Annotated in this window: 12 protein-coding genes; 6 read left to right on the top strand and 6 right to left on the bottom strand. The window is 55.3% G+C overall.

Annotation, left to right across the window (positions count from 1 at the left end; genetic code table 11):
* Positions 1–191 precede the first annotated feature (191 nt).
* The 6 genes from CVU69_06140 to CVU69_06115 are packed head-to-tail and all read left to right on the top strand — an operon-like array spanning position 192 to position 7,260.
* Positions 192–1,388, top strand: a complete 1,197-nt coding sequence (locus CVU69_06140) for a saccharopine dehydrogenase (protein ID PKN12614.1) — start codon at positions 192–194, stop codon at positions 1,386–1,388.
* 39 nt (positions 1,389–1,427) lie between these two features.
* Complete coding sequence (locus CVU69_06135; protein ID PKN12613.1) at positions 1,428–1,865, top strand: hypothetical protein; 438 nt, start codon at positions 1,428–1,430, stop codon at positions 1,863–1,865.
* A gap of 15 nt (positions 1,866–1,880) precedes the next feature.
* Positions 1,881–3,035, top strand: coding sequence for a carboxynorspermidine decarboxylase (gene nspC, locus CVU69_06130; GenBank protein ID PKN12612.1), 1,155 nt, complete (start codon positions 1,881–1,883; stop codon positions 3,033–3,035).
* 49 nt (positions 3,036–3,084) lie between these two features.
* Complete coding sequence (locus CVU69_06125) at positions 3,085–4,995, top strand: arginine decarboxylase (protein ID PKN12611.1); 1,911 nt, start codon at positions 3,085–3,087, stop codon at positions 4,993–4,995.
* A 43-nt stretch (positions 4,996–5,038) separates the two neighbouring features.
* Positions 5,039–5,998 carry a 6-phosphofructokinase gene (gene pfkA, locus CVU69_06120; GenBank protein PKN12610.1) on the top strand — a complete coding sequence of 320 codons (960 nt, stop codon included), beginning with the start codon at positions 5,039–5,041 and terminating at the stop codon, positions 5,996–5,998.
* Positions 5,999–6,018: 20 nt separating this feature from the next.
* The gene (locus CVU69_06115) at positions 6,019–7,260 is read left to right on the top strand and encodes a hypothetical protein (protein ID PKN12609.1); all 1,242 of its coding nucleotides are present in this window, start codon (positions 6,019–6,021) and stop codon (positions 7,258–7,260) included.
* Positions 7,261–7,310: 50 nt separating this feature from the next.
* On the opposite strand, the gene CVU69_06110 is transcribed toward CVU69_06115, so the two are convergent.
* From CVU69_06110 to CVU69_06085, 6 genes are all read right to left on the bottom strand, one after another.
* Positions 7,311–7,727 carry a PIN domain nuclease gene (locus tag CVU69_06110; GenBank protein ID PKN12608.1) on the bottom strand — a complete coding sequence of 139 codons (417 nt, stop codon included), beginning with the start codon at positions 7,725–7,727 and terminating at the stop codon, positions 7,311–7,313.
* Positions 7,724–7,924, bottom strand: a complete 201-nt coding sequence (locus tag CVU69_06105) for a DUF2191 domain-containing protein (protein ID PKN12607.1) — start codon at positions 7,922–7,924, stop codon at positions 7,724–7,726. Before CVU69_06105 ends, CVU69_06110 begins: the two co-directional genes overlap by 4 nt.
* 127 nt (positions 7,925–8,051) lie before the next feature.
* On the bottom strand, positions 8,052–9,032 hold the full coding sequence (fba, locus tag CVU69_06100; protein PKN12606.1) for a fructose-1,6-bisphosphate aldolase, class II: 981 nt from the start codon (positions 9,030–9,032) through the stop codon (positions 8,052–8,054).
* Between the two features lie 43 nt (positions 9,033–9,075).
* Positions 9,076–10,461 (bottom strand): DNA-binding response regulator, encoded by a 1,386-nt coding sequence (locus CVU69_06095; protein PKN12605.1) that lies wholly within the window; start codon positions 10,459–10,461, stop codon positions 9,076–9,078.
* The gene (locus CVU69_06090; protein ID PKN12604.1) at positions 10,448–11,950 is read right to left on the bottom strand and encodes a histidine kinase; all 1,503 of its coding nucleotides are present in this window, start codon (positions 11,948–11,950) and stop codon (positions 10,448–10,450) included. The genes CVU69_06095 and CVU69_06090 overlap by 14 nt, the downstream gene beginning before the upstream one ends.
* Positions 11,951–11,991: 41 nt before the next feature.
* Entirely contained in the window at positions 11,992–12,540 is a 549-nt protein-coding gene (locus CVU69_06085) for a hypothetical protein (GenBank protein ID PKN12603.1), read from the bottom strand.
* Positions 12,541–12,551: the final 11 nt, after the last annotated feature.

Raw genomic sequence — 12,551 nt, 5'->3', positions numbered from 1 at the left:
TAAATATACTTTATGTATTTACCAAGTAAACTCAATAAAGATGATGTTTAAATGATAGACTTTTTCCGAGTGATTATTGTAATTATCTTCGATTATTGTCAGCGTGGCGCGGCAGCTTCTTCTGTTGCGGTGCCAGATCGATCTCCCCACGCAATCATGCGTAGAATGACACATAAGGAAGGTGACTCCCTATGAGCAAAGTTCTGATCATCGGCGCCGGCGGCGTCGGCCAGGTGGTAACCCATAAATGTGCGCAGCGGCGCGATATTTTTAGCGAGATTACTCTCGCTTCCCGCACCAGGTCGAAGTGTGATGCCATTGCCGCCCAGATCGACGGGCCGATCAAGACCGCGCAGGTCGATGCCGATAATGTTCCGGAACTGGTTGCGCTGATCCAAGCGGAAAAGCCGCAACTGGTACTCAACGTCGCTCTGCCGTATCAGGATCTGACGATCATGGACGCCTGTCTCGCTACCGGCGTCGATTATCTCGATACTGCCAACTACGAGCCGGTCGACACCGCCAGGTTCGAGTACTCCTGGCAGTGGGCTTATCAGGAGCGCTTCAAGGCCGCCGGCATCATGGCCCTTCTCGGCAGCGGCTTCGATCCGGGCGTGACCAACGTCTACACCGCCCTGGCCGCCAAAAAGTACCTTGATGTTATCGAAGAGCTCGACATTATCGACGCCAACGCCGGCAGCCATGGCCTCCCCTTTGCCACCAACTTCAACCCGGAGATCAACATCCGCGAAGTGACCGCCACCTGTCGCCACTGGGAAAATGGTGCCTTCGTCGAGACGCCGGCGCTGTCGACCAAGCGGGTCTTCGACTTCCCCGAGGGGATCGGGCCGATGAACTGCTATCGCCTTTACCACGAGGAGATGGAATCGATCGTCAAGCACATTCCGACGATCAAGAAGGCGCAGTTCTGGATGACCTTCTCCGACAACTACCTCAAACATCTCGAAGTGTTGCAGAATGTCGGCATGACCCGCATCAACGAGGTCGAATTCCAGGGACAAAAGATCGTGCCGATCCAGTTCTTGAAGGCCCTCCTCCCTGATCCCGGCACTCTCGGGCCGCTGACCAAGGGGAAGACCTGTATCGGTGTTATCGCCCGCGGCACCAAGGACGGCCAGCGCAAGCAGGTCTACATCTACAACATCTGCGATCATCAGGCCTGCTATCAAGAGGTTAAGTCGCAGGCGATCAGCTACACCACCGGCGTCCCGGCAGTCGTCGGGGCGATCATGATGCTCACCAAAAAATGGCATGCCCCCGGCGTCTGGAACATGGAACAGTTCGATCCTGAACCCTTCCTTGATGTTCTCGGACCGATGGGGTTGCCGACGGTGGTGATTGATGGCGGCGACTGGCCGGAGCTGTAATTCTTTGGTCTTAATGATAGCCGCAATTGAGGTAACGCTATGAAACGATTTATTCTCTTTGTTCTGCTTCTTTCTCTGGTGACGCCGTTGACGAGCTTTGCCGGCGGGCTGGACGATTTTCTTTCGCACGTCAATGTCCAGGCACGGGTTGACCTGCCCGGATTTTCAGCAAAAATAAGCAATCAATTCGGGGTGCCGCAGGTACAGGTACAGGCGGTTTTACGGAGCGTTCGCCAACCGGCTGATGCCTTTATGGTCTTTCAACTCGGGCAGATGACCGGAATAGCACCCGAGCGGGTCATGGAAGTTTATAGTCCCGACAAAGGCTGGGGAGTGATCGCCAAGGAACTGGGCATAAAACCCGGCTCCGCTGATTTCCATGCGCTGAAGAACGGCAATCTTTCTTTTACCGGTAAAGCTTCCGGTCATAATGATCCTGCCGGTCATGGCAAAGGTAAAGGCAAAGGACATAAATAGGGATTTATCAACGACGTGACCGGTATCGACATCCCAAAAATTCTCCAGCTTTCCCCGTCGCCGGCCTACGTCGTCGATCTCGGACGGCTGCGTCATAATCTTGCCATCCTTGATCAGGTGCAGCAGCGCAGCGGCGCCAAGATTTTGCTGGCGATGAAGGCTTTCTCCATGTGGAGCGTCTTCCCGCTGATTGCGCAGACGCTGCACGGCGTTTGCGCTTCTTCCCCGTGGGAAGCGCGTTTGGGTCGCGAGGAGTTCGGCCGCGAGGTCCACTCCTTTGCTGCCGCCTTCAAGGAGAGCGATATTGTCGATCTCCTGAAGATCTCCAATCACCTGGTCTTCAACTCTTTCAACCAGCTGGAGCAGTTCCGCCCCCTGTGGGAGCAGGCTGCCGGCCGTGTCTCCATCGGCCTGCGCGTCAACCCCGAGCATTCGGAAGGGCACACGGCTATTTACGATCCCTGCGCTCCGAATTCACGCCTCGGCATCCCGCGCCGCGAGTTCGACGGCAAGTCGCTGGCCGGGGTCGACGGACTGCACTTCCATACTCTCTGCGAACAGCTTTTCGAACCGCTGGAGCGGACCGCCAAGGTCTTTGAAGAAAAGTTCGGCGCCTTTCTGCCGGGGTTAAAGTGGATCAATTTCGGCGGCGGCCATCACATTACCCGCGAAGGCTATGATCTCGACGGTCTGGTAAAACTGGTCAAATATTTCCGCGCCAAGTACGGCGTCGAAGTCTATTTAGAGCCGGGGGAAGCGATCGCTATCGGCACCGGCATCCTCGTCGGCGAAGTCCTTGATGTTGTCAAGAACGGCATGGAGACTGCAATCCTCGACATTTCGGCGACCTGCCATATGCCGGATATCCTTGAAATGCCTTATCGCCCTGCTATTACCGGCGGTTTTGCTCCCGGCGTCAAGGCACATACCTACCGTCTCGGCGGACCGTCATGCCTGGCCGGCGATGTCATTGGCGACTGGTCTTTCGACCAACCGCTGCAGACCGGCGACCGCCTCGCCTTTGAGGACATGGCCCACTACACCATGGTCAAGACCACCACCTTTAACGGCATCCAGCATCCGGCGATCTGTACTTTTGAGCCGGACAGCGGCGAGCTGAAAGTGGTGCGGCGCTTTGGCTATGAAGATTTCAAGAGTCGTTTATCTTAATTTTGCCGGGACGATCCGCTCGGTCGCCCGAAGAAGAAAGGTCTCATTCATGGAAAAAAAATGGTCGATCAACGACTCTGATAAAATATACAACCTCAGCAACTGGGGGGCCGATCTCTTCTCGATCAACAAAAAAGGGAATATCTGCGTCCACCCTTCATCGACCTCCAAAGACTCCATCGATCTGCGCGCCCTGGTCGACGACCTGATCAAGCGCAAGATCAAACCGCCCATCCTGCTGCGCTTCATGGATATCCTTTCGGGGCGGATTGCCAATATCAACCGCGCCTTCAAGAACGCCATCACCGAAAACGAGTATCCGGCCAGGTACCAGACCTTTTACCCGATCAAGGTCAATCAGCAGCGCCAGGTGGTCGAGGCGATCGCCCACTATGGCAAACGGCACAACATCGGCCTTGAAGTCGGTTCCAAACCGGAACTGGTCATCGGCCTCTCCTTTGCCGCCGTCAACGCTATCCCGATTATCTGCAACGGTTACAAGGATACCGAGTATATTGAGACTGTCCTTTATGCCACCAAGCTCGGCTACAACATCACCATTGTCGTCGAGAAGATGTTCGAATTGGAGAAGATCATCGCCTTGGCGAAGAAGACCGGCATCCAGCCGCGCCTCGGCATCCGCGTCAAGCTCTCCTCCAAGGGGACCGGGAAGTGGGCGACCTCCGGCGGTGAAGATGCCAAGTTCGGGTTGCGCACTTCAGAGATCATCGCCGCCATCGACATTCTGCGCGAAGCGGAGCTGATCGACTGTGTCAAACTCCTGCACTTCCATATCGGCAGCCAGATTACCAAGATCGACAAGATCAAGACCGCTCTGATCGAAGGGACGCGGGTCTATACCGAGATGAAGAAACTCGGGGTCGGTATCGAGTATGTCGACATCGGTGGAGGTCTCGGCGTCGACTACGACGGCTCGAAGTCGAGCTACTTTTCAAGTGTCAACTATACGGTCGAAGAGTACGCCAATGACGTCGTTTACCAAATCAAGAATATCTGCGACGAAGCCGGGGTGGAGTGTCCCAACATTATCTCCGAATCGGGGCGGGCGACAGTGGCACACTACTCGGTGCTGGTCACCAATGTTCTCAACACCAATACCCAGCACCTCACCCCCGATTTTGAGGAGGAGCTGAACAGCGCCGAAAAGCTGGCGCCGACGGTCAAGAAACTCGCTGACATCTACAAAAGCATCGATCGGCACTCCCTGCGCGAAGATTACCACGATACCATGCAGCTCATTCAGGAAGCGGTCAGCCTCTTCAATCTCGGCTATCTCTCCCTCAACGAACGCGCCATGGCCGAATGGCTCTACTCGAAGATCCTGCGCAAGATCAACTCCATTGTCGAGAAGATCAAGCCGATCCCCGAAGAGCTGCAGAACTTTCAGCTGGCGCTACGCCAGACCTACTTTGCCAACTTCTCCCTCTTCCAGTCGATCCCCGACTCCTGGGCGATTGACCAACTCTTCCCGATCATGCCGATCCAGCGCTTGCAGCAGAAGCCGGATGTCATGGCCTCGATCGCCGACATTACCTGCGATTCCGACGGCGAGATCACCAGTTTTGTCGGCGAGAACGGCCGAACCAAGTTCCTCCCTCTCCACAAGATCCGCAAGGACGAAGATTATTACATCGGCTTCTTCCTGATCGGCGCGTATCAGGAGATCCTCGGCGATCTGCATAATCTCTTCGGCGATACCAACGCCGTGCACATCACCTTCAATAAAAAGACCGGCTACATGATCGACACGGTGATCAACGGGGACGCCACTTGGGAAAGCCTGAAATATGTCGAGTACAAAGGGCCGGAACTCCTCAAGAAGATTCGCGAAAGTCTGGAAAAAGAAGTGGCGCTGCGCAAGGTCTCGATTGAGGAGAGCAGTCATTTCATCGAACTTCTCGACCGCACTCTGCTCGGCTATACTTATCTTGGAGATTAGAGAGATTCGTTAGCAAGGCAGCAATGGCAAAGGGGTGGCAATGATGAAAAAGATCGGCATCTTGACCAGCGGCGGGGATAGTTCGGGGATGAATGCGGCGATCCGCAGCGCAGTGCGCACTGCCTTGCGGCTGGATGTCGAAATCGTCGGTTTTCGCAAGGGCTATCTCGGGCTGATGAAAGGGGATTGCATCCCCCTCGACAGCCGCGCCGTCTCCGGCATTCTCCATCGCGGCGGCACCTTTCTCCAGTCTGCCCGCTCTCCGGAATTCCGCACCCGCGAAGGACAGGAACTTGCCCTCGCCAATCTGCGCCGTCTCGGCGTCGAAGGGCTCGTCATCCTCGGCGGTGACGGTTCCCTCAGCGGTGCCCTCGCCCTGCATCAGCTCGGCTTCCCGACCGTCGGCATCCCTGCCTCCATCGACAATGATATCTCCGGCACCGATATGTCTTTAGGTGTCGATACCGCCCTCAACAACATCATCTATGCTGTCGACTGCATCAAGGACACCGCCAGCTCTCATGCCCGCGCCTTTGTCATCGAAGTCATGGGGCGCAACTCCGGTTATCTTGCCAGCATCAGCGCCATCGCCACCGGCGCCGAGTTCGCCCTCGTCCCCGAGCGCGAGTACGACCTTGCCGAGATCTGCCAGCAGCTGCGCGGCCGTTATGAGGAAGGGCGCGACAATGCTATTATCATCCTCGCCGAAGGGGTCGGGAATGCCCAGACCATTGCCGACACCATCAAAGATGCCATCGGTTTTGAGACCCGGGTCACCGTCCTCGGCCATTATCAGCGCGGTGGCGCCCCTTCGGTCTTTGACCGCCTCCTCGCCAGCCGTTTCGGCAAGAGTGCCGTAGAACTGCTGCTGCAGGGGGAACAAGGGGTAATGGTCGGGCTGGCGTGCAACGCCATGATCACCACCCCGCTGGAGACGGTGATCCGCGGTGCCAAACGCCCCCAGGACGAGATGGTGCGCCTGGCGGAAGAATTGGGAATCTGACGAATAAACGGAGTTAGCCGATGATACGTCCTAGTTTGATCCTCCTGTTCGGGGTTACAGTTGTCGTCCTTGGCGCCTGCGCGCCGCAGTCCCCTCTCCTCGGTAATCCGCAGGCCCCTTATCCACCGCCCACCAAGCCACAGGTTGGTGACATCCTCCACCTCCGCACCGGCCACTTCGTCAGCGCCGGGGAGATGGCGAGCGCTGCCACTGACAGCCGCATTATCTATGTTGCTGAAACCCATGACAATCCCGCTTCGCACCGCGTGCAGCTCGATCTCCTCAAGGCACTGGCACAACGCTATCCAGGGCGGACGGCCGTGGCGATGGAGATGTTCACCCCGGCGCAACAGGATACTCTCGACGCCTGGGTTGCCAATGCGCTCGATGAAAAGAATTTTCTCAAACTCTGGTACAGCAGCTGGAAGATGGATTTTGCTTATTACCGCGATATCCTGAACTATTGCCGGGAGGCAGGAATCCCGATTATCGGTATCAATGCCGAGAAGTCAATGGTACAAGCTGTAGGGCGCAAGGACTTTGCCGCACTGACGGCCGAGGAACAGGCCCGTCTCCCCACCACCCTCGATCCGGGCGATCCCTATCACCAGGCGCTGACCGCAGCAATCTTCGGTGGCCATATGCAGGGAAAGCCGCTTGACGGCTTCCAAAGAGTGCAGACCTTGTGGGATGAAACGATGGCCGGGAATATTGTCCGCTTCTTGACTTCACCGCAAGGGGACGATATTCACCTCCTCGTCCTCGCCGGCGGTAACCACGTACGCTACGGTTTCGGCATCCCGCGTCGGGTTTTCAAGCAACTCCCCCTCTCTTATACCCTGATCGGCAATGAAGAGCTGGAGGTGAGTGAAGCGAAGAAGAAAGAGGCTTACATGGATGTCAAACTGCCGAACTTCCCCATGCCGGCATACGATTACCTGGTTTTTACCCGCTATGAAGAGCTGGAGAAGAAGGACGATGTCAAACTCGGGATCATGCTTGCAGAAAAAGAGGGGAAAGTGATTGCCAGCGGCATCCTGCCGAATGGGGCTGCGGCGCTGGCAGGAGTACAGACCGGGGATGTGTTGCGCCGTCTCGACGGGGAAGAGCTGACAGAGTCGTTTGATCTCATTTATGCTTTGAAGCAGAAGAAGATCGGGGAGAAGGGACAGCTGACGGTGGAACGGGGCGGAGAAACGCTGCTCCTCGACCTGACCTACACCGCGACTCCGCCTCTCGAAGAGATGCACCACAAACCGTAGGGGCGATTCATGAATCGCCCGCCTTGCCTTGCCGCAGACCGCCGGGGATGTCAGGTATTTAAGGCACGGGGGGTATGAAGTGTTATCGGCAGGAGAGGCTGAAACAACGTAAAATCTTCATCCGTGGTGAATATGGGAATCTTGTGGCGCATAGCTATGGCGCAGATGAGAAAATCAGTATTTGATCCTTGAATGCCCTTGCCCCGGCAAAGATTAAAGAACTCAGCCGCTGTCTCGTAATCGCGGGTTGCTACTTCCATGTCGGGGAACGCTCGCAAGTGATTGCGCAATTTTTGAAACTGGATCTGGTTCTTGATCCCGGAGAGGAGTTCCTGGCGCACTGGTCCGATCATCTGACAACGCACTTCTCTGATTAATTCGATTAATTCAGTGACCTCCGGTTTATCAGCAGGCTGATTGCGCCGTAGTGCCAAGGACCATACGGATGTGTCAACAAGAACTCTCATCTCTTTTTACGCTGGTCTTTGTAGTCATAGTCGGAATTATACTCAACTTTATGAAACAGGTTGATGATTTCGGCTTGCTTGCGGCGTTGAACATACTCTGCAAGCGCTTCATTCACCACCGCCTTCTTGGTTGCATGTTTGCCGACGAGGCGGGCTTCTTCGAGCAGGTTGTCGTCAATAGCCAGATTTGTTGCCATGGGGCACCTCCTTTACACAATTGATTACACCTTGCATTGTGTAAAGTCAAATGGAACGGGAACAAAAAGCGGGCGAGGCACATTGAGTGCCCCGCCCGCTTTCTTCTTTTTAGCAGAAAATACGTTCCTACGCCTTACCAGCGCTGCCCAAAACCGCCTGATTTTTATGCTTGATCAACGTCACCAGCTCTTTGCGGGCGGCGCCGAGATATTTACGGGGATCGAATTCACCGGGATTCTTGGCAAGAAATTCCCGTACTTTAGCAGTGACCGCGAGGCGGCCGTCGGAATCGATATTAATCTTGCAAACGGCGCTGGCGGCGGCCTGCCGCAACTGCTCTTCGGGGACGCCGACGGCGCCATCCATCCTGCCGCCGTACTGATTGATCAGCTGCACATACTCCTGAACAACGCTGGAGGCGCCGTGCAACACAATCGGGAAGCCGGGGAGACGTTTTTGACACTCGGCGAGGATATCGAAGCGTAGCGGCGGGACCGACTCGCCCTCTTTGAGTTTGAATTTGTAAGCGCCATGGCTGGTGCCGATCGAGATGGCGAGGGAATCGACGCCGGTCTTCTTGACGAAATCCTCGACCTCCTCGGGTTGAGTATAAGTCGAGTGCTCGGCCGACACTTCGTCTTCAATACCGGCGAGGACACCGAGTTCTCCTTCGACACTGACATCAAATTGCCGAGCATAGTCAACAACCTGGCGGGTCAGGGCAACGTTTTCGTTGTAAGGAAGGTGCGAGCCATCGATCATCACCGAGGAAAAACCGCTGTCGATGCACGATTTGCAGATCTCGAAGGAGTCACCGTGGTCGAGATGGAGACAGATCGGGATGTTGGAACCCATCTCCCGCGCCATCTGCACCGCCCCCATCGCCATGTAGCGCAGCATGGTGGCATTGGCATATTCGCGGGCCCCCTTGCTGACCTGAATGATCACTGGTGAACTGGTCTCGGCACAGGCGGTGACAATCGCCTGCAACTGTTCAAGGTTGTTGAAGTTATAAGCTGGGATGGCATAGCCGCCATGCACGGCATTCTTGAACATCTCACGGGTATTGGCCAGTCCAAGTTCGCTAAAGTGCACTTTCTTTTCCATGTTGCTGCTCCTCCTGTGGAATGTGAGTGATCCGCCAACAAGTCTACTGCAAAAAACCGAATTTTTTCATGCGATAGCGAAAAGCATCGATGCCGAGATTCAATTTTTTGGCCGCCTTCGACTGGTTTCCTTCCGAGACTTCAAGGGATTGCCGAATCAGCTCCCGTTCGACATCTTCGATATCGATCCCTTCCGGCGGCAGGCGCAGAGTGAGGGGGCCGCTCGGTCCACTGCCGCTGCCGCTGCCGCTGCGGGAGACAATCTCTTGCGGTAGATGTTCCAACATGAGGGTCTCTTCACTTTCAAGGATAATCGCCCGCTCGACAATGTTTTTCAGCTCGCGGATATTCCCCGGCCAGGAGTATTCGACGAGGAATTTCTCCGCCATCTTCGACACCCCTTTCACCGATTTGCCGAATTCACGGTTAAAATGGCTGATGAAGTGGTTGGTCAACGGCAGGATGTCCTCACGGCGCTCCCGCAAGGGGGGGAGGAAGATGGGAATGACCTGCAAGCGATAATAAAGATCAGGACGGAAACTCTTGTCTTCCATCGCTTTGAGGAGATCTTTATTGGTCGCGGAGACGATACGGACATCGACCTGAATGTCGCGACTGCCGCCAACGCGGCGGACGATGCGATCTTCAAGAACGCGGAGGAGCTTGGCCTGCATCCCCGGTTCCATATCGCCGATTTCGTCGAGAAACAGGGTGCCGCCGTCGGCGAGTTCAAAGAGACCCTTTTTCTGCGCCTTAGCATCAGTAAAAGCGCCCTTTTCATGGCCGAGGAGTTCGCTCTCGAGCAGGGTCTCGGGGACGGCCGCGCAGTTGACGGCCATAAAGGGCATGTTGGCGCGGGCGCTTTCGTAGTGAATGGCTTTGGCAATCAACTCCTTGCCGGTACCGCTCTCTCCCTGAATCAGGACAGTGCTGGCGTCGCTCCTCGCCACCTTGGTGACCATCGCCAGAACATTCTGCATATGGCGACTGTCGCCGATCAGATTGGTAATGCCGTACTTCCTGGTCTGTTCGCCGCGCAGATGTGCGACCTCGCGTTTGAGGGCACCGGTTTCGAGGGCTTTTCTGATGACGATCGCCATCTCGTCAAGATTGAAAGGTTTGTTGAGATAATCATGAGCGCCCATGCGCATCGCCTTGACCGCGGTCTCAAGGACGCCGAGGGCGGTGACCATAATCACAATAATCTCTTCGTCAATTTCCTTGATCTTCTCCAGAACCTGCAGTCCGTTCATGCCGGGAAGCTGAACGTCAAGGAGGACGAGTTCCGGGGGATCTTCACGCAACAGGCGCATAGCGTCTTCACCGGAAGGTGCGGTCTGGACTTCGTACCCCTGTTTTTTGAGGTTTTGCTCCAAAGACCAGCGAATCAAATGTTCGTCATCAACAACCAGGATCTTATGTCGGCTCACTGTTGTTTACTCCTGTGGGTTCTCCCGATAAAGAGACAGCTGGGAGCAAGATACTGAAAGTTGTTCCTTGCTGGGGAGAACTATCCACCTCGATAATGCCATGGTTGTGTTCAACCAACTGCCGGCAGATCGGCAGACCGAGCCCGGTACCCTGCGTTTTGGTCGTGAAGAAGGGGACAAAGATCTTGGCCAGGAGTTCCGCGCCAATCCCCTTGCCGGTATCGCGGATGGTCACCCGCACAAAATCGTCATCACCCTGCTTGACGCGATCCGTCGTCAGGGTCAGTAATCCCCCCTCCGGCATGGCCTGAATGGCATTAATGATGATGTTGAAGAAGACCTGCTGAATTTGTTTGATATCGATCCAGACCGGCGGTAATTCCCGGGTCAATTCGAAGATCCGTTCGACATTTCGGGCTTCCGGGTGTTGCGCTACGAAAAAGAGGGTCTTCTTGAGGAGTTCGTTGATATCGACATAGGAGAACTCCGGCGTCCCCGGTTTGCCAAAAGCGAGGAGGTCAGTGGCGGTCTTGTCGAGACGGTTAATCTGTTCGAGGACTTTGCTGACGATCTCCCGCCGCGGATCGTTGATATCATAATCATCTGCTAAAACCGAGACAGCGCCACTGATGCAGGCCAGAGGGTTCTTGATTTCGTGGGCGATGCCGGTCGCCATCTCACCGACCGCAGCGAGGCGATCCGCCCGTTCCATCTGTTGATAGTGATACTTCTCCAGTTCGATCTTGGTCTGTTCAAGTTTGTCGACCATGGAGTTGAAGCTCCCCATCAGTTGGCCGATTTCATCGCGATTACGCGGGTCGAGACGGACCGAAAGATCACCGTTTTCAACCTTTGCCATCTTTTCGGACATTTCCTGAATCGGCTGGCGGACAAAACGGAGGAGAATAAAGGAGACACCGAGGGAAAAGATAGCGATAAGGATGAGCATCGAAGAGAAGGAGATATTGGCCGACTCATGCAGCCGCTGAATCGTCTTTTTCAGGTCGAAGTTCATATTGAGGACACCGACGACCCGGCGCCCGACGCCGTGGCAAAGATAGCAGCGTTCATCGGTGACAATCGGCAGGTTAATGGTCAGGGATTCGTGACCATTGACGCGAAATATCCCCTCGGATTTTCCCTCTTTAAAGAGATTGTAGTCGGCAGGATTGACGGGACGGCCGATTTCTTCGGGGTTGGCCGACTTGAGAATTGTGCCGTCCGGATGGAATATACGCAAATTGAGGAGTCGTTCGCCTTTACCGACGAGCTCGATAATCTGCTGAACCTGAGGACTGTCGCCATTCTTCATGGCGGTGAAAATCGATTTTTCGATAGTGGCAAGGAGAAGATTTGCCGTCTCCTGATTCGATTCGATAAGGTGAACCTGCTCCCGCCGGACATTGATCAACGTAAAGATGCCGATACCGACTGCCATCAGCAGGATATTCAGAAGGATAACCCTGACGATCAAACTTTTATATAGCAATCAGACCTCCTGGATTCTGGTGCCGGCGACAGGGGGACGATTCACTTTTTGTTTTCCCCGCCGACCATGTACGAAAGGATGATCTCGTCGAGACTCAGTCCCGCCGGTGGGGAAGGAGGGGGTGGCTGTTTTTTTTCCGGCGGGCTCAGCGGTGCAGAGAACGACGCCGGGGTGGTGGTCACGGAAGGTGCAGGCGGCGGGGGGGACAGGATAACCGGTGCAACGACAGGCGCAGTCACAGCAACAAGCGGCGGCGGGATGACCGGTGCAGGTGCAATCATTACGGCCACCGGAGAGAGGGAATCCGCAACTTTACGGGCCGGCGGGGTCAAGCCGAGGAGCTCGTCGAGATCACCATTTTTCAACAATCGCAACATCTCGCGATGCTGTGACTTCATCAACTCCTCGACAACGGCTTCGAGATTGTCGACCTTGATGATATCTGCATAGGAGGTCTTTTTTGAGGAAAGAATCGTTCCACCCCGATAAAGGAGGGTGATAATGTGCGGGTTTCTGACCCCGCTATCCTCGGTCTGGACGTGGTAGACCTGGCCTTTATAGCTGAAGTTGTGGTTAAAGCCGACGACCATACTCGATCCTT

It is taken from the genome of Deltaproteobacteria bacterium HGW-Deltaproteobacteria-4, assembly GCA_002841765.1.
Lineage (GTDB): Bacteria > Desulfobacterota > Desulfuromonadia > Desulfuromonadales > UBA2197 > UBA2197.
The sequence above is the reverse complement of the archived record's forward strand: the minus strand, read 5'-3'. Positions and strand labels throughout refer to the sequence as shown.

What these genes read in the sequence shown, in the direction of transcription:
- pfkA (PKN12610.1), top strand. Translation starts at nt 5,039, where the DNA reads ATGAAAAAGATCGGCATCTTGACCAGCGGCGGGGATAGTTCGGGGATG.
- fba (PKN12606.1), bottom strand. Translation starts at nt 9,032, where the DNA reads ATGGAAAAGAAAGTGCACTTTAGCGAACTTGGACTGGCCAATACCCGT.
- CVU69_06125 (PKN12611.1), top strand. Translation starts at nt 3,085, where the DNA reads ATGGAAAAAAAATGGTCGATCAACGACTCTGATAAAATATACAACCTC.
- CVU69_06105 (PKN12607.1), bottom strand. Translation starts at nt 7,924, where the DNA reads ATGGCAACAAATCTGGCTATTGACGACAACCTGCTCGAAGAAGCCCGC.
- CVU69_06140 (PKN12614.1), top strand. Translation starts at nt 192, where the DNA reads ATGAGCAAAGTTCTGATCATCGGCGCCGGCGGCGTCGGCCAGGTGGTA.
- CVU69_06085 (PKN12603.1), bottom strand. Translation starts at nt 12,540, where the DNA reads ATGGTCGTCGGCTTTAACCACAACTTCAGCTATAAAGGCCAGGTCTAC.
- CVU69_06110 (PKN12608.1), bottom strand. Translation starts at nt 7,727, where the DNA reads ATGAGAGTTCTTGTTGACACATCCGTATGGTCCTTGGCACTACGGCGC.
- CVU69_06115 (PKN12609.1), top strand. Translation starts at nt 6,019, where the DNA reads ATGATACGTCCTAGTTTGATCCTCCTGTTCGGGGTTACAGTTGTCGTC.
- CVU69_06135 (PKN12613.1), top strand. Translation starts at nt 1,428, where the DNA reads ATGAAACGATTTATTCTCTTTGTTCTGCTTCTTTCTCTGGTGACGCCG.